Source organism: Ruminiclostridium sufflavum DSM 19573, from assembly GCF_003208175.1.
GTDB lineage: Bacteria > Bacillota > Clostridia > Acetivibrionales > DSM-1351 > Ruminiclostridium > Ruminiclostridium sufflavum.
In genome coordinates this window covers 57,605-83,023 of record NZ_QKMR01000021.1, presented here as the reverse complement: position 1 = coordinate 83,023, position 25,419 = coordinate 57,605, and the positions used below count along the sequence as shown (strand labels likewise).

Below are 25,419 nucleotides of genomic sequence, written 5' to 3'. Positions count from 1 at the left end.
CTTCAAGTATCTCTACTCCTTTGTAGCTACATAATTGTATCAAAATTTCTCTGATACTCTGTTTGTATTGATTATATATCGCCTTTCGTCTATACTTTGGAGTGAACACTATATGATATTTACACATCCATTTTGTGTGAGCTAAGCTGTGTTCCTTATTTGCCATTAAAATCACCTTTCCTCTCGTTAATTTAGTAGCTTGAACAACTCTATTTTAACGAAAAGGTGATTTTTTTGTATAACTTCTGTCGCGCACCCGCATAGCGGGTGGTTTATTGTTTCGCATGGCTCATTTCTCTGCCGAGAAACTTGCCTTATGCTCAACAGGCTAAAGCCCATAAAACAAAAAAACTACAGGCTGTTACCACCTATAGTTTTTAATATTTTTCTGATTTACCCCCAGTGTAAAGCTGTACATTCCCACCGGCAGCTTTTAAGCTTTCAGTTATTAATCAAATTTAATCTTCAAAATCAAATTCTTCTTCCATTCTCTCTTTAAACTCTTCAAAAACTTCATTAAGCTCTTCTTCGTCATCAATTGTTATAAAAGCATCTTCGCCGTCTTCATTATGATCTACCTTCAGGATAACAACCTCATCAACCTCGTCATCCTCCTGCTCTTCCAGCGGAAGCAAAATAACATATTCGTTTCCATTCAATTCAACTGTGTCCAGATGTTCAAACTCAACCTCTTCTCCATCCTCTCCAATTAAAACGACAATATCATCTCTTTCATCTTCACTCATATATATTTCCTCCTGAAATATCCTATTTTTATGTTTTCAGAATCATGTGTAAATTAGTATTAATTAATACATCATGAATTATTCAAATACCGTTTTATAATAACACACTTGCACGTTATTTCCAACATTTTATTTATTATTTGCCTGCCTGTCCAGATATCCTTGCAGAATAAAAACTGCCGACATTGTATCAACAATATTTTTTTTATTTGAGGCTTTAACACCGAGCTCATTCATTGCTCTATGAGCAGATACTGTTGTAAGCCTTTCATCCCATTTAACAATATTGAATTCTCCGAAACCTCCAAGCTTTTCAATGAACTCTTCCGTTCTTTCGGCCCTTGGCCCTTTAGTGCCGTTCATATTTAAAGGATATCCAATGACAATATCCTTCACCTCATATGCGGTGATTATTTCCATTATTCTGGACAATGCCTTTTTTAAGCCGTCTTTGCATTTTACAGTTTCAACGCCCTGTGCAGTCCAGCCCATAGGGTCACTGACAGCAATACCGATCCTCGAATCTCCGTAATCAATACCCAAAACCCGCATTTATTCCCTCCATATTATACCCGTATCAAAAATTCAGCCATAATTGGCTGATGCTGTCTAAGGCCTCTGCTGCTTATCAATTTGGCTGTAAATTAACAGGCATCCCCTTTTAATGAGAATGCCTGTATTATTATAAATAATTATTCCGAAACATTATTGTTGCTTTCAAGATAAAATTTCAAAACTTCCTCTAACAATTCGTCTCTCTCTAATCTTCTTATAATACTTCGTGCATTTTTATAATTGGTAATGTAAGTAGGATCTCCCGACAATATATATCCAACCATTTGGTTAATAGGGTTATACCCCTTTTCCTTCAGTGCTCTATATACAGTAATCAGAATTTCTTTTGCTTGATTATCTTTTTCCTTGTCTACATTAAACATCATTGTTTCATTAATTCCCATTATATCACCTTCCTACCGCAACTGTCCTTAAATTGTCCCTTTTAACACTATATAATTTACATTCTAATACATGGATAATCCTACATATCTATACTAATACATCCTGCAACCTTTTGCAACCTCTTTACAAACTAATATTTCCTTCAAATAAAGCTCCTTCTATTTTCTCCAGTTTTGTATTTTTTAAAACACCCTTCAATTCAACGCCGCCTTTTGCCTTTACTCTTATATAGTTTTTGGTAAGCCCCTCCATAAATTCCTTTTTGCCGTGCAGCTGCTGCTCATACAATACCTCCATCTCCCTGCCGGTATAGCTTTCAAGATACTCCCTTTCAAGAGTATCAGATAATTGGAGCATCAACTGGCTTCTTCTCTCTTTTTCCCCGGGACTTACCTGATCGGCAAATTCAGCAGCGGGAGTCCCCTTTCTCGGGGAGTATTTAAAAACATGTATTTTTGAAAAGCCCATCTCATGTGCAAAATTCAGAGAAGCTTCGAAGTCCTTTTCTGTCTCACCCGGAAAGCCTACCATTATATCTGTTGTCACAGCCGCATCCTTAATGTGCTTTTTAAGCAGCCCGACACTTTTTCTGTATTCCTCCGTTGTATATTTTCTGTTCATAGCTTTGAGAGTTTTGTCACAGCCGCTTTGTAAAGACAAATGATAATGAGGACACAGCTTTGACATACGGTTTGCGGCATTAACAAATTCCTCCGTAATAGTAGTAGGCTCCAGCGAGCCTATTCTTATTCTTTTAATTCCTTTAATTATATTTAAGCTTTGCATAATATCAATTAAACCTGTATTTTTAATATCCTTTCCATATGAGGCAAGATGAATACCTGTCAGAACAATTTCTGAAAAACCGTTTTCGGAAAGCTCCCTTACCTCTTCAAGTATGTCCTCCGGTTTTCTGCTCCTGATCGGGCCTCTGGCATAAGGAATGATACAATAAGAACAGAACTGACCGCAGCCCTCCTGAATTTTCAGGTAAGCTCTGGTTCTTTCCTTATATGAGCTTACTTTCAGTTCTTCAAAATCCCTTGCCGACATAATATTATCAACCGCATTTATTTTGCATTCACCTTTTTCAATTCTGCTGATAAGCTCTAATATACGGCTTCTGTCCTTAGTGCCTATTACTAAATTCACATCAGGTATTTTCAAGACCTCGTCTGAGGAGGTCTGGGCATAGCATCCCATAACCACAACAACAGCATCGGGATTATTCTTTTTTGCCTTTCTTATCATTTGCCTGGACTTTCTGTCACTAAGGCTTGTAACCGTACATGTATTAATCAAATAAACATCTGACCGTTCTTCAAAGGATAAAATATCATAACCGTTTTGTTGAAACATGGACGATACTGCTTCCGATTCATACTGGTTAACCTTGCAGCCAAGAGTAAATACCGCTGCTCTTTTTCTTCGGCCGTAAGCAGAATAAAACTCTTCACTGTCCAAGGTTAAATCTGCTTTCTCATTACTTAAACCAACCATTTCTGTTTGTGTCCCTCCGTAATCCCTGCAATAAACTCACCTTAGTATAACATTTTGCTGCAGAGGAATTCAACAATCCGCCCTGAGAAGAATATTGCAGAGTCTCATATTTTATCTGTGAAAGGCTTCAGCCGTATTGTACTTCAGTGCTCACCAAAATATCATCCCACTAAAATCTTAGCTTCCGGATATACCATATCGGAGTTTCTTCTTGACTGCTTCATTGTCAAAGCAACAGCAAAGGATAGGGAACCGACCCTGCCGAAAAACATAGCCAAAATAAGCAATGCCTTGCTTGCACTATTAAACAGGGGCACGACACCTATCGACAGTCCGGCTGTACCAAAAGCAGAGGTTATCTCAAACAAAATATCAATAAAATGAAAGGGCTGAATTGAGACAATAACAGTAGTAATAACCATAATGAAAATAATGCTGAGCCCGGTTATCGACAATGCTTTATTAACTGTCTGCTGATTTATCCTGTTTTTGAACAAAACAATATTATCGGAACCGCGTATCTGGGAAAAAACAGCCATAACCAGCACCCCTAAAGTAGTCACCTTAATGCCGCCCGCTGTGGAGCCGGGTGCAGCTCCTACAAACATGAGAAAGACAGAAAACACCTTTGACATCTCCTTCATGTCACCGAAGTTTATTGAATAAAAGCCCGCCGTTCTGATTGACGCAGAATGGAAAAAGGAAGTGTTGATTTTCTCAAGCACACTCATAGAGCCCATAGTTTTAGGATTATTGTATTCATTGACAAAGAAGAATAAAGCCCCCAATACAAGAAGCAGAGCCGAAATAAAAAGAACCAGCTTTGTGTAAAATGTAAGCTGTTTTTTTATTCTGTATTCATACAAGTCTCTCCATACAGAGAAACCAAGTCCCCCGATAATAATTAATACCGAAACCGTATTCATTACAACCAGATTATCGTTAAATGGTATCATGCATAAATACGAGCCATCTACAGCAGCACTTGTAACATCAAAGCCTGCATTGCAGAAAGCAGATATCGAGGTGAATATCCCCATATACAGGCCTATTGCCCCGAATTCCGGTACAAAGCTGGCAGAAAGGATGACTGCTCCGATAAATTCGAAAATAAAAGTCACCTTTACAATCTTTTTTATTATTTCCAGAACATCGGGATAGCTGAAAAAGTTTATCGACTCCTTGGCAAGTATCATTCCGCGTATTCCTACCTTCTTCCTGAGCAATATCGAAAAAAAGGTAGCCAAGGTAATAATCCCCAAGGCTCCTATCTGGATAAGCAGCAAAATAATAATCTGCCCCGCAATTGACCAGTGTCCGTAAGTATCATATACCACCAAACCTGTTATGCAGGATGCCGAGGCGGAAGTAAACAGCGAATTGACAAACGGAGTCCATTCTCCGGATCTGGACGAAAAGGGCATGGACAAAAGAATCGCACCCAAAAGTATTAAAATCGCAAAGCTAATCACTATCGCCCTTGCCGGAGCAATACTGAAAAAATTATATCTTTTATTTTTTAATTTCTTATAAGTTAAATCCAAATCTCTCCACCTACTTAAATATAATAATTCAAGCATAAAATAATTCAACGCAATTTATTTTCTTCAATTCAGCTATAATTATTTATGTTTAAACCTTATTCTATACCAAACAGCATGACTATGTCCATCACAATTTGGTAACAAGACCTTTGGATTTTCCGTTGTTGAAACAGTTCATGCAAAAGCACCCATTACAAAAAAGCAGACCTCCTCCCGCATGTAATAATCGCGAAAGAACATCTGCTTCATGTATATGACCGATGGCAGCGGCTCAATATTATAGTACTGTACTGAGTATAACGGCTATTCTCCTATTGTTTGGATGAATACGCGTCTCAGCTGAGGACCGTCGAACTCTGCAAGATATATATCCTGAGCTCCGCCGCAGACAATTTTCCCGTCAATAAGCGGGAAAATACAGTTATTCCCTACCATGGCACTTTTAATATGTCCTGTTGAATTATTGCCCGTTGCGCCATAGCTGGGCAGGAAATGCGCGTGGGCATAGGGTGCCTCCTGCGGCACCAGCCTGTCCAGGGTTTCTGATATATCCGTTTCAACACATGGCAGAGCCTCGTTTACAATTATACCTGTCGTTGTATGAGCTGTGATAACCGCTACAAGACCGTTTTTGATACAGGAGCTCTCCGCCGCTTTATGCACCTCTTTTGTAATATTAATATATTCTTCCGCCTTATGCGTAAGAATCCTTAGCGTTTCAAGTTTTACCACTACAGCGCACCTCCAAATAAAAACCTCTCTGCATTTTCCGAATATAACGCACGCCTCGCATAATCGCGCATTTCCACCTTGTCAAGCGCCTGTTTCAGCTTAAAAGCGCGGAAGCGCGGCGTGTTCGAAGCGAACATAACCTGCTTGCATAAGCTTCTTTCATACCATAACGGGCCCATATCAACCGTAAACAAGCGCTTCATAGACTCCTCCGGCGAATCCAGATATAAAACCGATGTGTCGGTATAAACATTCGGATACTTAAGCATAAGCATGACCATTTCTCTTACCCATGGCCAGCCGAAATGTGCAAGACAGCAGCGAAGGTCCGGATGGCGAATAAAAACCTCCTCAAATGCAAGAGGATGGCTGTATTTTGCAGGTGTATCAGGCTCCCATGAGGTTCCCGAATGAAAAATAACAGGCTTGTCATATTCCTCACAAAGCCTGTACAAGGGCTCCATCATTTTATCATCAGGATAAAATCTCTGCTTTGACGGGTTGAGCTTGAGGCCGTGCAGTCCCAAAGTATCAAACGCATGCTTCAGCACATCGGCTGCATCCCTTCTGTGAGGATCAACACTCGCAAACCCGAAGAATTTATCCGGATGAGCCGAAACAAGCTTTGCAAGCTGTTCATTTGTAACAACAAAGCCCCCGCAGGAAGTGCTTACGTCAAGTGCAAGCAAAGCGGCCTTCTCAACTCCGCCGAAAGCCATCTCCGCAAAAATCTCGTCAAAACTCATAGGCCCCTGCTTGAAAACACCGAAGGTATTGCCCCGGAACTCCAACTCCTCCGCATCCTCGCAGATTAAGTCATAAAAAATAGGATGAACATGCATATCAATCAACATTTTATATTTTCCTTTCAGCCTAATATGGTTCAAATCTTGTAATGACCTCCGAACTCAGCCTCGCTCCCATTTCCATACATGCGGGAAGGTCCCTTCCCGTCATTATTCCATAAGTAAAGCCGGCTATATAGCTGTCTCCCGCACCCACAGTATTTACAACATTAGCGGGGAATATGCCAAATCGGTATACCTTTTCCCCGTCATAGCTTATACTTCCTTTTTCACCTCGTGTTGCAGTAACAATTTTCGGCCCGTAAGAGTGAATCTTCTTAATCCATGCGATAAGCGGCTCCTCCTCCGTATTATCGCAGGAGAAAAATACATAGTCAACATACGGGAACAGCCTTTCACAGTTATATTCGGGGTCTTGTGAAAATATTGAAAAATCCATAACAATTTTTACACCTGCCCGGTGAAATTCCTCAAGATGTTCCAGCACTCTTCCGAATAAATCGGTATGCATATAATCATTGCTCTTAACAAACTCTATTTCCTCCGCCGTAAGCTGATAGCTTTCCATGACACCTTCAATTTCCTCAAGGTGCACGCGGTCTGTCCCGTTTTTCAGATCCATCATCATTTTGCAGGTATCACCCGGCTCGGTGCGCAGGTGCGCAACATTTATCTTTTCCTTTTCCAGCTCCTGTTTCATACGTTCACCATACGAATCAGTCCCGACCACACTTACAATGGATACGTCAATTCCCATTCTTGAAAGATGTATTCCCCAATCCACGCCATTTCCTGTCGGGTAAAAACAGCCAAGCTTTTCATATACATCGGCGCAGCAAAAGCCTACGCCTGCAGCTTTAATCTCCATACAGCTTCTCCTGTCATTCATATATTTTAGGATATCCCCACGCACCTTCATATCCGCAGACTAAAGATGCAAACTCCGCCGCATTATAAAGACATCTTGAAATTCCCTCTTCACAGACAGCTCCCTTTTCCTTCCGTTCATTGATATAACCGACAAGAAATGCCGTCAAAAGCGAATCACCGGCTCCCATAGTTTCGACCATTCTGGTAACCGGAAGGGCAGGCTGAGTATAGAAGCGGCTGCCGTCATAGCCTATGCAGCCGTCTGCTCCGCGGCTGGCACATACAAATTCCGGTCCCAGAGCATGTACCGCTTTCAGACGTTCCAAAACCTCATGTTCCTTCATATCACTGCAGGACATAAACGCAAAATCAACAAGAGGAGCCACAGACTTATAATATTCATCAGTAGAATCATCAGAAAAGTCAAAGCTTATAGAAACACCTGCATTTCTTATTTTATAAAGCTCACGTTCCGTAAAGCAGTAATTTCCGCTGTGCAGCAGGTCAAATTGCCTGATATACTCAAGATCGAAGCGGTCAAGCACATATCGTGCCTCACCGCGTATACCGCCTTCATTTGAGCCCAGAAAAATACGATCATTATTTATTACCGTTACACGTGCGCAGCCATTTTCACCTATCATCTGACGGCACTTTACTGTCTCGATTCTTTCATTGCCCAAGCACTCTATAACATGCTCCGCTTCTGCATCGTTTCCGAAAATACCCATATAGGCACTGCGGACTGCACCGAATTTTTTTGCATACACCGCAAAGTTTACCGCATTCCCGCCCGGATACATAGTTTTTATGTGCTCGTATTTGTCAACAACATTATCTCCAAAGCCAATCACACTGACATTGTAAGCCATTACGACCGTCCTCCTTAATATTTCTCAATATCCATATAGCGCCTGGTTTCAACAGGGTGATTGAATAATTTGCCCCGGGCTGCTCTGAGCTCACAGTTAATAGCATAAAACAGTGAGGAATCCAGATACTCCCGAACAGAAGAATCAATACTGTCCATTCCATATTCCAAAGCATCGATTACTATAAGCCTGTCGGTATGCCCGCGCAGGAATGCAAGCGCACGTTCATCCATTTCTCTTGTTTTTCCGCTGCTCATTTGTATAACATACAGCAGTCCGTTTTCCGTAACCTCAAAGGGTCCGTGAAAATATTCACCGCTGTGTATATGGCAGCAATTTTGCCACTGCATTTCCATCATTGAACAGATTACAAATCCGTATGTCTGGCTGAAAGCCGAGCCGCTGCCCAGAACATAGAAAAACGGATTTTCCTTGCAGCTGTTTGCAAAAACATTGGATAATTCTTCATTAACCTTCAATCTGGCTTTCCCAATTACCCCGTCTATCTGGTCAATAGCCTTTATAAGCGCCTCGTGCTTTGCAAAGCCCTCCTGTGCTTCAATAAGCTCCGCAGCAAGCAGCAGAGAAATCCCTACGGGAACATATTCGGTTTTAACATCATCCCCCCATGGATATACCCATGATACAAATTCCGGCGCTGTGCATTTTGAATCCTTGTTATGTGTTATTGTAATCACATATGCCCCTGCTTCCTTGGCGGCATGAGCAGCCTCCACACTCTCTGGAGTATTTCCGGAATGGCTGCATACTATAACCAGACTGTCGTTTCCAAGTCTTTTAGGCAATGACAGCACAAACTCCCTGCTGGTATAAATATATGAGCTTATGTCGGAGGCCTCTGCATTCAACATATAATTTGCCGGATAAAGATCTATCATCGATCCTCCGCAGCCTATAAAGAAAACCGTCCTTATTCTGCCCTTTTCTTTTATTACCTTTGATATTATTTTATTTGCATTCATTAAATCATCCCTTCTTATGTCAATAATCGATATAGTGTTCAAAGTTGCGCATATTTCTGAGATCATGCATTGCGGGGTCTGAATAATACCTTCCGTCCGTAATTTCCTGTCCGAGATAATATTCATAGCCGTATTTGTTAAGAATCTCAATAAATCTGCCAAGATGGTGCTTACCGTCACCCCATATAAGATGTCCGTATGGATTGCCATCAATAAAGTGCATATGCCTTATATTGTCGCCGAACACCTTAAACCAGTCTTCAAGTGTTTCGTTTGCGACACCCATTGCGCAGGTATCAACCATTACCTTGAGATTTGGATGGTTTACCTCATTAAACATACGCCTTGCACTCTCAAGATTTATTACAAGCTGGCTTTCCTCGGGACGGATGGCTTCCATTACAAGTGTAACGCCATATTCCCGTCCCGTATCGGCAAGCCTGCTCAGCATATCACGGCTGCGCTTCCACGCCTCCTCACGTTCCTCGTTCCAATAGCCCCAGCCGGAGTTTACCTCCATCATGCCGCACCCAAGCTCAGAGGCAAGCCTGATTCCATTTGCAAAGTAATTATAGCTTTTCTCCCTCAATTCCGGTTCCTTCGCCGCAAACTGATATGGATACGTACAGTTTTCAGGCGTTAAAACGCAGACCTTCAGATCGCGCTCTCTGATTTTCAGGCCTATCTCTTTTGCATTGTAATAGGTAAGATGGTCAAGCCATACATGCGGGCATGCACACCAAAGCTCAATGGTCTTGAAGCCGCAGCGTTTCTGTGAATCAAGAAAATAATCAAGCGAATAATTAATATAATGAATATTCATTCCCGCTACCTGCTCCCGTCTGATATCTGCCATCAAACCGCCCCCTTTCCATCCGTAAAATATGCTTCAAATGCCTTGAAATTAAGCTTATCTGCTTCGGCAGGCTTATCAAAATAACGTCCGTCTGTAATTTCCTGCGTAAGATATCCCTGATATCCATAGCGGTTAAGTGTCTCTATAAATCTGTCCAGCGAAAACAATCCGTCACCCCATATAAGATGTCCATAAGGTCTGCCGTCTACAAAATGCATGTGTACAATATCACTTCCCAGTTCCTCAAACCATTGCACAAGTGTTTCATTTGCAACTCCCATAGCAATAGTATCAAGTCCGGCCTTTACATTCGGGCTTCCTACATCCTTCAAAAGGCGCTTCAGCTCAGGCAAGGTGATTATAACTCTGGATTCCTCCGGCCTGACTGTTTCAATTGCGATTGTCACACCATTGTCTCCGGCGGTCCTTGCAAGCTCTCTGAGATTATTCACCGCACGCTCGTAAACCGCTTCATATTCTTCATCCCATGTGCCTCCAATGCAGTTTGTGAGCATAATTTCAGCACCGAGCCTTGCAGTGCATTCAATGCCAAGCTTGAAATAATCCATGCTGCGTTCTCTGAAACCAGGGAAACCTGCACCGCACATAAGATATTGGTAGGTCGCGCACTCCGGGCAGAAGGAACCGATTTTCATTCCCCGGTCCTCTACCTTCTTTTTCAGCTCAGCAGGCTCCTGACAGCTCTTATAATCCATCAGATAATGCGGGGAGGCGGCCCAAATCTCTACCGTCTTAAAGCCTGCATCACGCTGAGCATCCAGCATATATTCAAGCGGGTAATAGATATAATGGATTCCCATCGCAGCAACCTGTTCTCTCCTTAAGAATGCCATATCCTTCTCTCCTTTTCTAAGGTTTTTCATATACAACCCGGCCGTTTGAAATTGTAAGGCAAACCTTTACCTGCCCGGCCTTTTCAACAGGTATGCTGAAAATGTCCTCATCAAGTACTGCAATATCTGCAAGCTTACCTTTTTCAAGTGTTCCCAGCACCTTTTCATTACCCAGACTGTACTGGCCGTTCCTTGTCCACGCAGTAAGCATTTCAGGAACGGTTATCATATTTCTTTCATTGAAGCTTTTTCCATCCTTGAAATATCCTCCGCAGCCGCAATAAATACTTTGCGGCACATCCGGAAACAGCAGAGGCAAATCGGTTCCGCAGGTGAGACAAATTCCGCTGTCAATCATCTGCCTCCGGTTCCAGTAATACTTCCCGCGTTCCATCCCCAGCTGTGAATCTATCATGGAAATCAGCTCAGCCTTATTGTCCAGTGATTGAATCTGAGCGTATATTTCAGCAATCCCGCCCATGCTTCCAAATCTCTCCAAGTCCTCCGGTCTTGTAAACTCAAGGTCTGTAACGGCATGACGGTTTACCAGCCTTCCATTTTCCTGAGCACAACGGCTGTATAAATCAACCGTATGACGGAAGGCACCGTCACCCTGACAATGAAGTGAAAACCGGAAGCCGTTTTTATCAGCTTCAAGGGTTTCCCTGCCAATTAGTCCCCATTCGACAGGAGTCATGCATTTTGTATCGGGGTTTGATTTATACGGTTCATTCAATTCACCTAAAAATCGTGCAATGCCGCGGTCAGTCATGCGGTTGTACCCGCTGAATTTCAAAAAATCCCCGGTAAAGCGTTTTTTCATTGCCCTTCCATGCTCCAGATCAATACCGCGTCCAACCGGCTGGGACATAAAAGATACCCGTACAGTCATTTCCCCGTTTTTTTCAAGGCGCTCCATTGTATCGGCAAAGCCGTAATAATCGTCAAATGTCATTTCCTTTATCGAGGTGATTCCCCGCTCATTGAGCATCCTCATATAAGAAACATATTTTCTCTCGGTTTCAGGCTCATTTAAATAAAACGGCATCATACGCCAGAGCATTTCAGCATAACATTTCTCAGGTGCGAAACCGAATTTCTCCCTTGCTTTCCGGTTCATCCAGCAATTATCCTGTCCCGAAGAAAAAATCACTACAGGCTTATCCGGAAACTCCCTGTCAAGCAAGCCTTCGTCACTGATGCTGAAGGTTTCGGGCCGCCAGCCATGTCCAAAAACATACCCTCTGTCAGGATAGGAGGCACTATAGCTTTTTATGGCTTCAACACCGTCCTTGTCCGACTTTATCTGTGAAAAATCAACACCTATAGAAAGAAGCAGATATCCGCTGAAGAAGGTATGACAATCTACAAAACCGGGCGTTACTGTTTTACTCCCAAGATCAATAATTCGGTCCGCCTTTTCAATCCACCGGGAGACCTGCTCCCGGCTTCCGACCTCTGCAATCCTGTTTCCCTCTATTGCCACAAAGCCGTCAACAGGCCTTGCTGTCTCTGCGGAAAAAATATTTTTTGATAAAAGAACCAAGCATTTTTCGTCCTTAATATTCCCCACCTCCGTTTCTTTTTCCATAAAAATTGCAGGCACTTACGGAGCCTCTTGTCACCATATGCAAAGCATATGGCATGCATCCCTTTAACTTTCCTTATACAGCTATATATCCTGAAATGGCTGTAAAAACAATACCCAGCACAAAAATTAGAAGCACAAATTTCCAGCAGGTTTTCCACCACTGCGGGAAGGAAATTTTACATACGGCAAGACCTGCAACAGTCATACCGGCAGTAGGGCTTATTGTATTTACTATCTGGTTTGAAAACTGAAGAGCTGTTACAGAGGCTTCAGGATTAACGCCCATAAGCTCGGTAAGCGGTCCCAAGACAGGAATCGTAAGGGATGCAAGGCCCGATGAGGAAGGAATCAGGAAGGTCAGACCCCCGAGTACAAAGTACATCATTGTAGTGTAAAGCCATGTTGATACTCCGGAGAGCATTGTTGCGAGTGAATTCAATATTGTGTCAATAATCAGTCCGCCTTCTGCAATAACGAGTATCCCACGTGCAATACCAATTATTACTGCTGCATACGTAAAGTCCTTCATACCCGTTACAAATTCTTCGGCCATTTCCTGTTCGGACAATCCGCCGGCAATTGCAGAGAATAAGCCTATAGCAAGAAAAACACCACTTATTTCATCCATATACCAGCCTTTTTTCAAAAGACCCCAGATTATCGTTCCCATTCCTGCCGCAAAAATAAGCAGAACAATTTTATGCCTTGTGGTAAACGGAACATCAGCCATCTGTTCAGCCGACTCAATAGAAAATTCCTGCCTTTTCAGAATATCATCATTATAAGTAATGGAGCTTAAAGGATTTTTCTTGACCTTGAGTGCATACCTCATAATCCATGCTATACCCAGTGCCATAAATATGACAAACCATAAAAAGCGCAGGCCAAGCTGAGGATTGCCTTGTATACCGGCAATGCCCTGTGCAATCAATACGTTGAAGGGGTTTACGGTAGAAGCACAATATCCGAGCTGCGCACCCATGAAGCAAAGCATAAAGGCTGTCATAGAATCATAGCCTATGCTCATTATAATAGGCAGAAAAATAGCATAAAACGGCAAGGCTTCCTCAGACATTCCGAAAGTAGTTCCTCCAAGGCCAAACAGCAGCATTATTATGGGGAACATCAGAATATCCTTGCCCTTAAGCCTTTTGATAACACGGCTCATCCCGGCATTTATTGCATTTGTTTTGTTTAACAGCGCAAACGAACCTCCTATAAGCAATACAAATGCAACAACATCACTTGCTGCCTGAACTCCTTTTGTCGGAGCCATAAGGATATCAAACAATCCCTGCCTCAGGTCACCATCTTCGGTAACCTTGTCCACCGGCTCATACGAACCTGCCACAGCAACCATACGTGTACCCGCTGCTGTTTCCTGTTCCACACGTTCAAATTGTCCGCTTGGAATAATCCATGTCAATATTGCAAAGAAAACAATTAACATGAACGCAATGGTGTAGACATGTGGCAGCTTGATCTTCTTTTTACTTTTCATCGCAAAAGCTTCTTCTGGCATTAACAGTCCCTCCTCAAATTTGTGGAAATTATGACATCATATATCGTCATATTGTTTTTTCATTCTAGCAAACAGAAAACATTTTGTCAACTAGAAAAAAATTTTATCCTTTTCCCAAATATATTATCTATTATGTGCCATAAAAATTTTTTATATAGATAAGCAACCAAAAAGGCTGCCGGTATAGGTCTTATATCAAACCTGATACCGGCAGCCTGCAAGCCGAAACATTCCGGATATGAATAGTCAATTACTATGGATTGAGAAACCGATGTGTCTTTGGATTATTTATTTCAGAGATTGAATACATAGCGGTTCCCTGCTATATACTGGCGTCCTATAAATAAGGGCTCTTCATTTTCATCGATAAAATAGCAATTCTGGTAAAACAGAGGCTCTCCTGTCAGCACATCCAGCAGTTCAGCCTTTTCACCCTTTGCCCGCACAACTTCAAGCAGGGTTTTGCTTGTATTGCACACATTAATTCCGTACTTTTCCCTCAACAATGCAAATAAAGAACCATTTTCAAGAGGCTCCTCCATTAAAAACTTAAATTTCGTATACGGATAGTAATTGTTCTCAATCTGAATAGGCGTGCCATCAGCCGATAAAACACGCTGTATATACAAAATAGGCGTATCCTCCGGAACCCCGAAAAATTTTCTTTCGTCCGCATGCACAATGCAAACAGATCTTTTGATTACTCTTGCTCCGGGTATCATCCCTACCGCCCGGCAAGCCTCTGAAAAGCTGAGCACATCGCTTGTTTTCTCAAGCTTCCTGTGCATTTTTTTCTTGTCTACAAAAGTTCCCTTTCCCTGCTTTTTAATAAGATACCCCTCTGTGCACAATTCATCAATAGCCCTTCGCACAGTAATTCTACTGACAGAATATTCCTTTCCGAGCTTCTCCTCGGACGGAATTTTTTCATTGTAGGCATACTCCCCATCTTCAATTTTACTCTTAATTTCCGCCATCATCTGCTGGTACAAAGGCGTTAATGAGTCTTCATTTAACATAATATAATCTTCTCCATTTTTTCAATACTATAAAATTACTATAAGTATAATATACCATTTTTTAAATAACAATAAATATAAATATATCTACAAAATTTTCATTGCAAAATACCTTCGCACATGCTACAATTTTTATATAACGTTATATTACGTATTATATATTATAGGAGTTGATTGAATTTGTCCTGGTTTAGCGATATGTTCGGCACAGAAAAACCTATTATAGGATTACTTCACCTGTTTTCTCTTCCGGGAGACCCCTTTTACAGCACGTCTGACTCAATTGAGAAGGTAATAGAGCAGGCGAAATCCGATCTCACTGCACTTCAGGAGGGCGGTGTAGATGGTGTCCTGATTACAAATGAATTCAGTATGCCATATGAAAAGGAGGTTTCCAAGGTTGCACTCGCATCTATGGCGATGGTGATAGGAGCTATAAGAAATTTGATTTACGTGCCTTTCGGAGTTGAAGCAATTTATGACGGAGATGCAACTATAGAGCTTTGCGCCGCCACAGGTGCTCTTTTTACCCGCTGTCTGTTTACAGGCGCATGGGCTGGCGATCATGGACTTGTGAACCGCAACATTGCAAAAACATTGCGTCTGAAAAGCGCACTGCGTTTAGATAACCTTAAGCTCTTTTATTTCGTTACGAGCGAAGGTGAGGTTTACTTAAACGACCGCTCCTACACCGATATCGCACAGACAATGCTTTTTAACTGTCATCCTGATGCACTGGTTGTAGGCGGGACAGCACCCGGCCTGAATCCTGAAGGAAGCTTGCTGGAGGATATAAAAAAAGTCGCAGGAAATACTCCTGTGGTATGCGGAACCGGCTGTAATGCAAGCAATGTCAAAGGTGTGCTTGCCGTTTGCGACGGGGCTTTTGTCGGAACAACACTGAAAACAAACGGAAAATTTGAAAATTCTGTTGACAGGCAGCGCGTTTCGGAATTTATGTCCTGTGCAAGACTATGATTTTACAAAAGGGAGAGTAGTATAATGAAACAATATTTTATGGGTATTGACATTGGCACCTATGAATCAAAGGGAGTCATAATAGGAAGCGATTGCAGGGTGGTATCGTTTTCCTTTGAAAAGCATGAGCTCATCAATCCCAAACCGGGCTATTTTGAGCATGACGCGGAAAAAACCTGGTGGGGAGATTTTTGCACGCTTTCAAAGCGGCTCATAAATGAAAGCGGCATTGACCCAAAGCTTATCCGCTGCGTCGGGCTTTCGGCTTTGGGCTGTGACTGCCTGCCGGTTGATGAAAATTTAAAGCCTCTTACAAATGCCATCCTTTACGGTATTGACTGCCGCTCGGCAAATGAGATTGATTATTTAAACAAGCTTTACGGAAACCGGGTCAAGGAGATTTTCGGGCATGAAATCTGTTCCTCGGATATTGCTCCTAAAATTCTATGGATAAAAAATAATCTTCCTGAAATTTATAAAAGGGCAGCAAAATTTCTTACCGGCTCCTCTTACCTTTGTGCCAAGCTGACAGGAAAATATACAATTGACAAATATCTTGCCGAGGACTTTGCACCTCTCTATAATCTCGGCGATAACTCAATAAGCAATGAATTCTGCTCAATGTTCTGCCGACCTGATCAGCTTGCGGACATTAAGCAAGCAACAGATATCGCAGGTACAGTGACGGCAGAGGCTGCCCGTCAGACAGGCCTCAGCTTTGGCACAGATGTACTTGTCGGTACCGGAGACAGCGGTGCCGAGGCAGTATCAACGGGGGTATTTTGCCCGGGTGATGTGATGATACAGATGGGATCCTCCTGTTATTTTATTTGTCTATGCGACCGCTTAATCACAGAGCCCAGAATGTGGCCCGGAACATTTATAATTCCCGAGGTCTTTGCTGTCTGTGCCGGCACCAATACAGCAGGTACCTTGACACGCTGGTTCCGTGACGAGCTATACCATGAGCTTATTGAATCCGAACAAAGCAATGGTAAAAATGCATATGCCGAAATGGCTGGAGATATCGAAAAAATTCCGGCGGGCAGTGAAGGCCTTATATGTCTTCCCTATTTTGCCGGCGAGCGCACACCACTGAATGACCCGTTTGCAAAGGGCATGTTTTTCGGACTCACACTTTCCCATACCCGGGCACATCTCTATAAGGCTGCTCTTGAAGGAATAGGCTATACTATTGCCCAGCATTTTGACATTTTCGAAGAAAACTCACTTCCGGTTAAAAAAATTATGGCAGTGGGCGGAGGTACCAAGAACAAGGTATGGCTGCAGGCTGTTGCAGACATTTTAGGACGTACGGTTTACACCTCTAAAATCACCTTTGGCGCGGCTTACGGCGATGCAATAATGGCAGCGCTTTCTGGCGGTGCATACAGCAGCTGGGAGGAGCTTTCCAAAATGATAGAGCCTGATCTCGTGATTGAACCCAATATGGCGGCACATATAATTTACAGCCGTCAAAAACAGATTTTCAGCGAGCTTTATAATCGAAACAAAGACCTGATGCATGAGTTTAAATGATATGGATAACAGACATTATTTGTTTTTTGATATTGACGGCACTCTTGCACAAAATGATAACCCTCCCTCAAAGGCTGTCATTGATGCCTTACGGCAGGCGGGCAGAAACAAGCATATGCTTTTTATATGTACTGCGAGAACTAAATGTGACATATACTCCTCTATTCTTGACATAGGCTTTGACGGAATTATAAGCGGTGCAGGCTCACGCATCGAGCTTGGCAGCAATGTGCTTTTTAATGCAGTGCTGGAGACAGCTTTGTTGACCGGTATAGTCAGGCAGATGCTTGAGCAGAATATTACAGGAATACTTGAGGGCGTAAACAAAATATATACAGTTCCGGGTGAAAGAAAAATACCATGGGAATTAACCGAAATTACAGCTCCGAACCAAATTTCGTCAGATATGCAAATACAGAAATTCACATTACATCCTGCATTATATCAGAATTACGGGATAATATCCGAGCCTCTTTCGAAAAGGTTTGATATCATCCCCAATGAAAGCGGGACATTTGTTGAGTTTATATCAAAGAAACACACGAAAGAAACTGCTCTTCGGCATGTAATGTCTTATCTTGGAGCTGACATAAAAAAAAGTGTTGCTTTCGGTGACGGTATCAATGATTTGGGAATGCTGAGGGCAAGCGGAACAGGCATTGCAATGGGAAATGCCCATACACTGGCTGTGGAATCCGCTGACGCCGTCACTGATACAATAGACCATGATGGTGTCGCTTCAGCGCTTTTAAAACTTCATCTAATATAAAGGAGAGACTGAAATGGGAAATTGTTTTATATGTAAAAAAGAAACCGATAATCTCGCTTCAGTATATGTAGGAAATTATGAAGCAAGCAGTATTGGCAATATCTCTAAAATAAATTATGAAAAGGCCAGTCAACCACTTTGCACAGATTGCATCAGCAAGCATACCGCCCACGATTTCTCCGGCGTATGGTTTTTTATCGGTATGCAGCTTCTTTGGTTCAAGGTGGCAGGTGACGGGATTTTTTCAGTTCTGGGTGCTTTCTGCGCCATAGTTGCAGCTGTGTCTCTTTTTCGTCTTGCGGTGCTTCTTATAAGGAGATACTATCAGCGCTGCAAACCCGGCCGGAAAATTCCTAAAATTTTTTACCGCAGGGAGGACATCTCCGAACAGGCAAGTGTGATGTTAAAAGCAAAGGTTAAAGATTATTACACCAGCAGGGGCATGCGTATATTGACAGAAACAGAATATAAACGCTCTCACAAAACCTGAGAACAGAATATCTCCCCCCTTGTTTAGCTGTTCCGGACTTAAACAAGGCTATTATTTAATGTACAGAACTGATGCACCATATTATTGAATGAAAACATGGTTAAAAGTTTGTTTAATATGCACAATATTGCAGCAATCCCTTACATTTCAAGGCTTTCACGACACTTTCACCTAAAATGGCACATGCTCCGCTGCTTTTCCAATTGACTATCCCAGAAAAAGCAGTTAATATTAAAGTATAAATTTAGTAATACTGTTTTTTATATATTAAGGAGGATGGATATGAAAACATTTGACATTTCTTTAAAATCTATCAATGACGTAAAGGATTTCGTTAATATTGTGAACAAATATGACTTTGATGTTGATTTGTCATCAGGACGTTATATCGTTGACGCTAAGTCAATTATGGGTATTTTCAGTCTTGATTTGAGCAAGCCTATTAAGCTGGAAACTCAGGTTGAAGATTGCGGAAACTTCTGCGAAGAAATTAAGCGTTTTATAATATAACTGCGCTTGACAGAAAAGCGAGAGGCTAACACCGCTCGCTTTTTGTTTTGCCTACATCGGAATAACTCTTCCTCGTAAACCTTTATTTATATTTTATCGCTTTTCTTCTTTTTTCTTTTTCTCTTGCCTGAAATCTGTTCTAATACCTTCTTATCAACAGCCTTTCTCTTCCTTGCAGGTTTTTTATAAGCTTTACTGCTATCTGCCTTTGCCTTGCCCCTGACCTGCTGCCCTCTTACGGTTTTCGTCTTGTTAATTTCAGGATACTGTGCAAAATCTTCAGGCTCCTCCTTTTCATCGGACTCCTCCAATAAAAATTCGATTTTTCTGGCAGATACATCCGCCTTTGCCAGTAAGACCTTTACAATATCACCTACTCTGTAGACTTTGTGGGTACGCTCTCCAATAAGGCAGAAATGGCGGTCATCGTAGTTGTAATAATCGTCTTCCATACTGCTCATCCGGACAAGACCCTCAATTGTGTTTTCCAATTCTATAAACATTCCGAAATTGGTTACATTAGAGATAATTCCCTCAAATATTTCGCCCTCATGGGACTTCATATACTCAACCTTCTTCAGGTCCTCTGTTTCCCTTTCTGCCTCTTCAGCCATCCTCTCTCTCTCTGAACACTGTTTTGCTATTTCAGATAAAATACCATTAAGCTGTTCTGTCTTTTGCTCGCTCATACCTCCTTTTAAATACAGCTTCATTATCCTGTGAATGATCAAATCAGGATATCTTCTGATAGGAGAAGTAAAATGACAGTAAAATTTAGCCGCCAAGCCAAAATGTCCTACACTTTCATCACTGTATTTTGCCTTCTGCAATGACCTGAGCATAACAGAGCTTATAATTCTTTCATGCTTTGTCCCTTTCACCTTCTCAAGCAAATCCTGCAAGGCTCTTGGATGAATTTTATTTATGCCCTTAATGCTATACCCAAGATTATAAACAAATTCATTAAGTGCGGCTATTTTTTCCTCATCAGGGTTCTCATGAATTCTATAGACAAAAGGCGTATTCGTCCAGTAAAAATGTTCCGCAACCGTTTCATTGCATATCAGCATAAACTCCTCTATAATCTGATTTGCAATTGTTATTTCGTACTTCTTGATTTCAACCGGTTTACCCTTGTCGTTAAGAATAATCTTTGCCTCCGGGAAATCAAAATCTATTGCGCCCCTTTTAAATCTGTTCTTTCTCAGAATAAGTGCAAGCTCGTGCATAAGGGCGAAATCAGGAACTAACTGCTTATACCTTTTAATAAGCTCCTCATCCTTATCCGCCAATATTTTGTATACATTTGTATATGTCATTCGTTCATCAATATTTATTACGCTTTCAAATATATCATGGCTAACAATCCTTCCAGCCGTATCAATCTCCATCATAACTGTAAAGCTGAGTCTGTCAACCTGCGGATTTAAGCTGCATATTCCGTTTGAAAGCTTTCTCGGCAGCATGGGTATTACCCTGTCAACTAAATAAACGCTGGTTCCTCTTCTCAAAGCCTCTATATCAAGAGGAGAATTTTCAGTTACATAGTTGGTAACATCCGCAATATGAACTCCCAGCCTATAATTGCCGTTATCAAGCATTTCAACGGATACCGCGTCATCAAGGTCCTTTGCATCTTCTCCGTCAATTGTCACCATCCTCAGGCTTCTCAAATCCCGTCTTCCCTTAATCATATCCTCCGATACAGTATCCGGTATCTTCTCAATCTGCTTTACAACCTCCTCGGAGAAATCTTCCTCCAAATTATAGGTTTTAATAATTGAAAGTATGTCTGTTCCCAAATCATCCTTATCGCCTAATATTTCTATTACTTTCCCTTCTGCGTTTCTTCTTTGCTCAGGGTACTTGACAATTTCAACAACCACCTTCTGACCCTTTTTGGCTCCGTTGAAGCCGCTTTTGGATACAAAGATATCTCCCGATATTCTTTTATTGTCAGGAACCACAAATCCAAAGCTCATGCTCTTTTCAAAGGTTCCTACCAGCGTAACATTTGCCCTTTTAAGTATCCTGACGATCTCCCCTTCCATTCTTCTGTCAGAGGAGCTCTTTTTATTCACTCTGGCTACCGCCCTGTCATTGTGCATAGCCCCGCCAAGGCTGTCAGCAGGAATAAATATATCCTCCAGCATATCATCATCAGGAATGAGAAAAGCATACCCCCGCTCATGCCCTTGAATTCTTCCCGTAACCAGATTTAATCTCGAAGGGATGCCATATCTGTCTCCGCGTGTTTTATATATTCTTCCTTCGCTTTCCAGCTCTTCAATTACCTGATTGAAAGTTTCATAATCACCGGAGGGCACCCCCAATATCAATCTTAATTCCTTCAATAAAAGAGGCTTGTATGCCTCCTCTGTCATAAATCCTACTATTTTCTCTTTTCTAGCCTCTAAATCCACCATTCTTTTATCTGCCTTTCAGTTTAGTAATAGCATCAAAGATTTTTTCAACTAATCCGTTTTTTAATTGCCGCTTATCTAATATTATTCCATTATAACTATTATTACAATTATTTCTATTAATAATTCGCTTAATTATCCTGTATATCTGTAAATATCCCATCAACAAATCTTGCCCATATGTCCGCATACTTTCCCACGGACCATTCAGCCATGACAACAGAATCCCCCTCCGACAACGGTATCTTCATAAGCTGCTTATTAATGATATTCCTCTTCTGGACAGGATAAATATTCAGACTGTCGCGTGAAACAAGGATTGCGATATCCTTATTGGGTGACATGTAAGCATCTGTTGTCCAAGGCAGCTTGGACTTTATATTATTCCAGGGAATGTCCATCTCATCATAATGTATCAGTGTTGACGGCACCACTAAATTCAAATCGAAATCCTCATATTTCTTACCGTCATAATCCTCCTTGAAGTACAATCTGCTCTTCAAAATCCAGTGTCCGTTACGCCTTTTCAGGGTATAATTCTTTTCATCCGGCTCACCTATAATATTTTTCAGCTTGCCGCTGTCAAGGGAGGAAATATAAGCCTGCCGGGATTGAGTGAATTCATTTGAAACATTAAAGGAACTGTCCAGAATAACATCCGAAATCGAAACCGAATTCCCCCCGCCTATATTGTCCATAGGCATAACACTAAGCTTTGAATTGTACTCAACACCTATATAGTCATTACCGACAAACAAAATTTTTGCCCCCGGTTTATCTGAAAGTATATTATCCTTGCTTCCGCTTCTGGGTATAGCCTGTAAATGTGAATTTACAAAGGCTTCGGCATATATGCTCTGATTCATATTCTGAATAACTCCTGCCTCCCAGAAACCGTAGGCTCTGGGCACCATAAGCTGCTCTCTGTAGCTGACCGCTTTTATTTCTCTGTTTTTGGAATATATCCATATGGTACAGCATGTATTATCCGCAGACCTTATACCCATCAGCACTCCGGATCTCAGCAACGGATCCTCCTCAAATTCCTCATTGCTGTTATTTGCCTCCGCTTTTCCCACACTGCTTTTTTTTATTTTTTCGTCCGCAAGATCAGATATTTTCTTCATAACCAAAAATCCATTTTCCAGATATACATAGGCTGTCATATCGTCAGTAACAATAAGCTGGTTAAAAAACTTATTTGCAGTTGATATAGTGACAACATTAACCTTTTCCTTTTTAATTCCCAAGCTCTTGCAATTAGTCTGATACGTACTTTTAAGAAAGCTGTCGGCGGATGTTCTGATTATTTTGTAATCAGGATTTGTACATACGTCTATTCCTATTACACCAATTTCATTGTCAAATACCGCCTCTTTGCCGATATACTTATTTTTATTGCTTTCTTCATCTTCATCAAGAGCACCTTGACCCTTTAAAATTGATATATACTTATCAATTCTCCATGTACCCTGAATAGCAACATTCCCGTTATCAGGCGGTTTTATGGTTTCCTCTATGTTAAATTCCAAGCTTGAACACCCCGATAATAATACGGATAAAAAAATCACGCCTGTCAGCAGCAAATACAGCTTTTTAAATTTTTGTTTCATATTCACCTCTGTCATACGGAAGTCTGACTTCCACTACTGTTCCTTCATTTAATTCACTTTTTATACTTAGGCTTCCGTTGTGCATCCTGATAATCTCATCGCATATTGCAAGTCCAAGCCCTGTCTGGGATTTGCTGTTTTTTCCCTTAAAGAATTTTTCCCTGACCATAGGCAGCTCCTCATCACTTATTCCGCACCCATTGTCTTCAACCTGAAAAACCAGACTGTTTTTCTCCTCAAAAACCCTAAGCAGAACTTTTCCTCCCGGCTGAGTAAACTGCAGCGAATTTCCTATCAGATTTATGAGAACCTGTTTTATTTTATCTCTGTCCAAAAATATTGCAGGTAAATTGTCATAAACCGCACTAAAGCTTATTTTCTCCTTTGCTGCTCTTTTACTCATCTGCTTTTTGACATAATCAACGATAGCTGAAATATCAGTTCTTTCCTTTTTCAACTCATCCTTGCCCGAAATAAAACGGGAAAAATCCAGCAAATCCTCAACCATCTTTGCAAGTCTGCCGCATTCCTTCGTAATTATATTCATTCCATCATTAAGAATTTCTTTATCATTAAAGCCGTCATCAATTATAGTATCCGCCCACCCCTTTATTGAGGTCAGCGGGGTTCTCAGCTCATGGGATACCATAGATATAAAATCATTTTTGACGTTATCCCTGTTCAGTATTTCCTTGGCCATATAGTTTAATGTGTCTGCAAGCTTTCCTATTTCATCATTTCTGTCCTTGTGAACCCGTACTTTTAAATCTCCTGATGCCATTAATTCAGCCGCTCCCATTACACTTTTCAATGGCTGGACAATACTGTGAGCCAGTAAAATGCTCATTATGACAGCAATAAGAATTACAAAAACACCTATGCAAATAAATATCAAGGAAATATACATAATAATTGAATCAATTTCATCCAAGGAGGTTACAAACCGTAAAACCCCAACCGCTCCCGTATCTGATTTCAATTGATAGGATACCGCCATAATGCGCTCTCCACTGCTCTCCCTTATGCCTTTCCAAACCCCTTTTTTGTTTTTTAACGCATCTTTAAAGTCATCGCTTTTCAGCAAGTCTTTATGAATAATTCCCTCAGAATCAAGTATTACCTCTCCTGAGAATTTGACAATTTGAACCTCCGCTTTTGTCTGCTTCCAGAATATTTCGGCATTGTCGACTATATTAATGTCCAGCGGCACATTTGAATAGTATTGAGTATAAAAATCAGCCGTTGTCCTGATTTGATTTGTCAAAATGCTTTCCACATTATTATAAAAGTAAAACCTCGTGAAATACATCAGCATTGCTTCAAATACCAATACACTGATAAGTATGACAATTATAAAGTTTGAAATCAATCTGGTTCTAATGCTTTTTGGAGGAGCATTTTCCTTATTCCGTTTTGTGAAGATCATTTAATTTTCCTTTCTCCATCTGTAACCGGTGCCCCAAACTGTCTCAATATACATTGTCTGCGAGTTTTTGTCCTCAATTTTGCTCCTGAGCCTCCTGATATTCACATCCACTATCTTTGTGTCTCCTGCAAAATCATATCCCCATACCTTATCCAAAAGCTCGTCTCTTGTAAAAGCCTTATTTTGATTTTGAAGGAATAATTTCAACAAGAGAAATTCCTTCGGTGTCAGCAAAATTTCCCTGCCATGCTTGTAAACTCTTTGTGAATAATAATCAAGCTGGAAAACCTCACTGTCTATGGTGTCATTTCTTTCTCCCGAATCCTTCTGTCCAAGCCTCCTGAGCAATGAATTTGTGCGCAGGATTAATTCCATTGTATTAAAAGGCTTGAGAACATAGTCATCCGCACCGTTTTCCAAGCCTTTAATCTTATCAATATCCTGTCCCTTCGCAGTAAGCATTATTATTCCCATATGAGAAAACTCTTTTCTCAAGATCTCGCAAACCTGAAAGCCATCAATGCCCGGAAGCATAATATCCAATAGTACAATTTCCGGATTTTCAATTCTGGCTTTGGCAATCCCCTCTTCTCCTGTCGCTGCTTCAATGACAATAAAATTATGCTTTTTATAATTTATTTTTAAAAAACCTCTTATACTGTCCTCATCTTCTATTATCAGAATCTTATTATCCATAAATTTATCCTTTTGCTTTATGTATTTTTAATATACATTATATCTCCTGCATATAATATATTATACCTTTGTATTTATGTTTTACCAAGTAATCCGATAAAGTATGCTTCAGTATTTTAT

Annotated in this window: 25 protein-coding genes; 5 read left to right on the top strand and 20 right to left on the bottom strand. The window is 41.1% G+C overall.

Annotation, left to right across the window (positions count from 1 at the left end; genetic code table 11):
- The 16 genes from LY28_RS15320 to LY28_RS15245 form a co-directional block, all read right to left on the bottom strand.
- The coding region (locus LY28_RS15320) for a transposase (protein WP_207658124.1) at positions 1-166 on the bottom strand (166 nt) is incomplete at its 3' end.
- Positions 167-458: 292 nt separating this feature from the next.
- Entirely contained in the window at positions 459-746 is a 288-nt protein-coding gene (locus LY28_RS15315) for a DUF1292 domain-containing protein (protein WP_110463050.1), read from the bottom strand.
- A gap of 129 nt (positions 747-875) precedes the next feature.
- Entirely contained in the window at positions 876-1,298 is a 423-nt protein-coding gene (gene ruvX, locus LY28_RS15310; protein ID WP_110463049.1) for a Holliday junction resolvase RuvX, read from the bottom strand.
- A gap of 140 nt (positions 1,299-1,438) precedes the next feature.
- The gene (locus LY28_RS15305) at positions 1,439-1,705 is read right to left on the bottom strand and encodes an IreB family regulatory phosphoprotein (protein WP_110463048.1); all 267 of its coding nucleotides are present in this window, start codon (positions 1,703-1,705) and stop codon (positions 1,439-1,441) included.
- A gap of 124 nt (positions 1,706-1,829) precedes the next feature.
- A complete protein-coding gene (mtaB, locus tag LY28_RS15300; protein ID WP_110463047.1) occupies positions 1,830-3,206 on the bottom strand; it encodes a tRNA (N(6)-L-threonylcarbamoyladenosine(37)-C(2))-methylthiotransferase MtaB in 1,377 nt (458 codons plus the stop codon).
- Positions 3,207-3,367: 161 nt separating this feature from the next.
- A complete protein-coding gene (locus LY28_RS15295; RefSeq protein WP_242981345.1) occupies positions 3,368-4,750 on the bottom strand; it encodes a TrkH family potassium uptake protein in 1,383 nt (460 codons plus the stop codon).
- Positions 4,751-5,053: 303 nt separating this feature from the next.
- Positions 5,054-5,482 carry a secondary thiamine-phosphate synthase enzyme YjbQ gene (locus LY28_RS15290; protein WP_110463046.1) on the bottom strand — a complete coding sequence of 143 codons (429 nt, stop codon included), beginning with the start codon at positions 5,480-5,482 and terminating at the stop codon, positions 5,054-5,056.
- Entirely contained in the window at positions 5,482-6,369 is an 888-nt protein-coding gene (locus LY28_RS15285) for an amidohydrolase family protein (protein ID WP_242981343.1), read from the bottom strand. Before LY28_RS15285 ends, LY28_RS15290 begins: the two co-directional genes overlap by 1 nt.
- The gene (gene frlD / locus LY28_RS15280) at positions 6,356-7,156 is read right to left on the bottom strand and encodes a fructoselysine 6-kinase (protein WP_242981341.1); all 801 of its coding nucleotides are present in this window, start codon (positions 7,154-7,156) and stop codon (positions 6,356-6,358) included. The genes LY28_RS15285 and frlD overlap by 14 nt, the downstream gene beginning before the upstream one ends.
- Positions 7,157-7,169: 13 nt before the next feature.
- Positions 7,170-8,030 (bottom strand): PfkB family carbohydrate kinase, encoded by an 861-nt coding sequence (locus LY28_RS15275; protein ID WP_110463045.1) that lies wholly within the window; start codon positions 8,028-8,030, stop codon positions 7,170-7,172.
- Between the two features lie 14 nt (positions 8,031-8,044).
- The gene (locus LY28_RS15270; protein ID WP_110463044.1) at positions 8,045-9,013 is read right to left on the bottom strand and encodes an SIS domain-containing protein; all 969 of its coding nucleotides are present in this window, start codon (positions 9,011-9,013) and stop codon (positions 8,045-8,047) included.
- Positions 9,014-9,032: 19 nt separating this feature from the next.
- Complete coding sequence (locus LY28_RS15265) at positions 9,033-9,869, bottom strand: sugar phosphate isomerase/epimerase family protein (RefSeq protein WP_110463043.1); 837 nt, start codon at positions 9,867-9,869, stop codon at positions 9,033-9,035.
- Positions 9,869-10,723, bottom strand: a complete 855-nt coding sequence (locus LY28_RS15260; RefSeq protein ID WP_165835599.1) for a sugar phosphate isomerase/epimerase family protein — start codon at positions 10,721-10,723, stop codon at positions 9,869-9,871. The genes LY28_RS15265 and LY28_RS15260 overlap by 1 nt, the downstream gene beginning before the upstream one ends.
- Before the next feature lie 16 nt (positions 10,724-10,739).
- A complete protein-coding gene (locus LY28_RS15255; protein ID WP_110463041.1) occupies positions 10,740-12,329 on the bottom strand; it encodes an amidohydrolase in 1,590 nt (529 codons plus the stop codon).
- Positions 12,330-12,387: 58 nt separating this feature from the next.
- A complete protein-coding gene (locus LY28_RS15250) occupies positions 12,388-13,836 on the bottom strand; it encodes a YfcC family protein (protein ID WP_242981333.1) in 1,449 nt (482 codons plus the stop codon).
- Positions 13,837-14,129: 293 nt separating this feature from the next.
- Complete coding sequence (locus tag LY28_RS15245; RefSeq protein ID WP_110463040.1) at positions 14,130-14,855, bottom strand: GntR family transcriptional regulator; 726 nt, start codon at positions 14,853-14,855, stop codon at positions 14,130-14,132.
- 180 nt (positions 14,856-15,035) lie between these two features.
- Between LY28_RS15245 and LY28_RS15240 the strand changes: the two genes are divergently transcribed.
- The 5 genes from LY28_RS15240 (at position 15,036) to LY28_RS15220 (ending at position 19,141) form a co-directional block, all read left to right on the top strand.
- The gene (locus LY28_RS15240) at positions 15,036-15,833 is read left to right on the top strand and encodes a BtpA/SgcQ family protein (protein WP_110463039.1); all 798 of its coding nucleotides are present in this window, start codon (positions 15,036-15,038) and stop codon (positions 15,831-15,833) included.
- A gap of 24 nt (positions 15,834-15,857) precedes the next feature.
- Positions 15,858-17,372, top strand: a complete 1,515-nt coding sequence (locus tag LY28_RS15235; RefSeq protein ID WP_110463038.1) for an FGGY-family carbohydrate kinase — start codon at positions 15,858-15,860, stop codon at positions 17,370-17,372.
- 1 nt (position 17,373) lies between these two features.
- Positions 17,374-18,141: an HAD-IIB family hydrolase gene (locus tag LY28_RS15230; protein ID WP_165835598.1), complete on the top strand. Its 768-nt coding sequence runs from the start codon at positions 17,374-17,376 to the stop codon at positions 18,139-18,141.
- A 13-nt stretch (positions 18,142-18,154) separates the two neighbouring features.
- Entirely contained in the window at positions 18,155-18,631 is a 477-nt protein-coding gene (locus LY28_RS15225) for a hypothetical protein (protein WP_110463036.1), read from the top strand.
- Between the two features lie 282 nt (positions 18,632-18,913).
- A complete protein-coding gene (locus LY28_RS15220) occupies positions 18,914-19,141 on the top strand; it encodes an HPr family phosphocarrier protein (RefSeq protein ID WP_110463035.1) in 228 nt (75 codons plus the stop codon).
- A gap of 86 nt (positions 19,142-19,227) precedes the next feature.
- On the opposite strand, the gene rnr is transcribed toward LY28_RS15220, so the two are convergent.
- The 4 genes from rnr to LY28_RS15200 form a co-directional block, all read right to left on the bottom strand.
- Positions 19,228-21,567: a ribonuclease R gene (gene rnr / locus LY28_RS15215; protein WP_110463034.1), complete on the bottom strand. Its 2,340-nt coding sequence runs from the start codon at positions 21,565-21,567 to the stop codon at positions 19,228-19,230.
- A 128-nt stretch (positions 21,568-21,695) separates the two neighbouring features.
- Positions 21,696-23,177: a hypothetical protein gene (locus LY28_RS15210; RefSeq protein WP_110463033.1), complete on the bottom strand. Its 1,482-nt coding sequence runs from the start codon at positions 23,175-23,177 to the stop codon at positions 21,696-21,698.
- The gene (locus LY28_RS15205) at positions 23,161-24,603 is read right to left on the bottom strand and encodes a HAMP domain-containing sensor histidine kinase (protein ID WP_110463032.1); all 1,443 of its coding nucleotides are present in this window, start codon (positions 24,601-24,603) and stop codon (positions 23,161-23,163) included. The genes LY28_RS15210 and LY28_RS15205 overlap by 17 nt, the downstream gene beginning before the upstream one ends.
- The gene (locus LY28_RS15200) at positions 24,604-25,299 is read right to left on the bottom strand and encodes a response regulator transcription factor (RefSeq protein WP_110463031.1); all 696 of its coding nucleotides are present in this window, start codon (positions 25,297-25,299) and stop codon (positions 24,604-24,606) included.
- Positions 25,300-25,419 lie beyond the last annotated feature (120 nt).

What these genes read in the sequence shown, in the direction of transcription:
- LY28_RS15315 (WP_110463050.1), bottom strand. Translation starts at nt 746, where the DNA reads ATGAGTGAAGATGAAAGAGATGATATTGTCGTTTTAATTGGAGAGGAT.
- ruvX (WP_110463049.1), bottom strand. Translation starts at nt 1,298, where the DNA reads ATGCGGGTTTTGGGTATTGATTACGGAGATTCGAGGATCGGTATTGCT.
- LY28_RS15305 (WP_110463048.1), bottom strand. Translation starts at nt 1,705, where the DNA reads ATGGGAATTAATGAAACAATGATGTTTAATGTAGACAAGGAAAAAGAT.
- mtaB (WP_110463047.1), bottom strand. Translation starts at nt 3,206, where the DNA reads ATGGTTGGTTTAAGTAATGAGAAAGCAGATTTAACCTTGGACAGTGAA.
- frlD (WP_242981341.1), bottom strand. Translation starts at nt 7,156, where the DNA reads ATGGAGATTAAAGCTGCAGGCGTAGGCTTTTGCTGCGCCGATGTATAT.
- LY28_RS15275 (WP_110463045.1), bottom strand. Translation starts at nt 8,030, where the DNA reads ATGGCTTACAATGTCAGTGTGATTGGCTTTGGAGATAATGTTGTTGAC.
- LY28_RS15270 (WP_110463044.1), bottom strand. Translation starts at nt 9,013, where the DNA reads ATGAATGCAAATAAAATAATATCAAAGGTAATAAAAGAAAAGGGCAGA.
- LY28_RS15265 (WP_110463043.1), bottom strand. Translation starts at nt 9,869, where the DNA reads ATGGCAGATATCAGACGGGAGCAGGTAGCGGGAATGAATATTCATTAT.
- LY28_RS15260 (WP_165835599.1), bottom strand. Translation starts at nt 10,723, where the DNA reads ATGGCATTCTTAAGGAGAGAACAGGTTGCTGCGATGGGAATCCATTAT.
- LY28_RS15250 (WP_242981333.1), bottom strand. Translation starts at nt 13,836, where the DNA reads ATGCCAGAAGAAGCTTTTGCGATGAAAAGTAAAAAGAAGATCAAGCTG.
- LY28_RS15245 (WP_110463040.1), bottom strand. Translation starts at nt 14,855, where the DNA reads ATGTTAAATGAAGACTCATTAACGCCTTTGTACCAGCAGATGATGGCG.
- LY28_RS15235 (WP_110463038.1), top strand. Translation starts at nt 15,858, where the DNA reads ATGAAACAATATTTTATGGGTATTGACATTGGCACCTATGAATCAAAG.
- LY28_RS15230 (WP_165835598.1), top strand. Translation starts at nt 17,374, where the DNA reads ATGGATAACAGACATTATTTGTTTTTTGATATTGACGGCACTCTTGCA.
- LY28_RS15225 (WP_110463036.1), top strand. Translation starts at nt 18,155, where the DNA reads ATGGGAAATTGTTTTATATGTAAAAAAGAAACCGATAATCTCGCTTCA.
- LY28_RS15220 (WP_110463035.1), top strand. Translation starts at nt 18,914, where the DNA reads ATGAAAACATTTGACATTTCTTTAAAATCTATCAATGACGTAAAGGAT.
- rnr (WP_110463034.1), bottom strand. Translation starts at nt 21,567, where the DNA reads ATGGTGGATTTAGAGGCTAGAAAAGAGAAAATAGTAGGATTTATGACA.
- LY28_RS15210 (WP_110463033.1), bottom strand. Translation starts at nt 23,177, where the DNA reads ATGAAACAAAAATTTAAAAAGCTGTATTTGCTGCTGACAGGCGTGATT.
- LY28_RS15205 (WP_110463032.1), bottom strand. Translation starts at nt 24,603, where the DNA reads ATGATCTTCACAAAACGGAATAAGGAAAATGCTCCTCCAAAAAGCATT.
- LY28_RS15200 (WP_110463031.1), bottom strand. Translation starts at nt 25,299, where the DNA reads ATGGATAATAAGATTCTGATAATAGAAGATGAGGACAGTATAAGAGGT.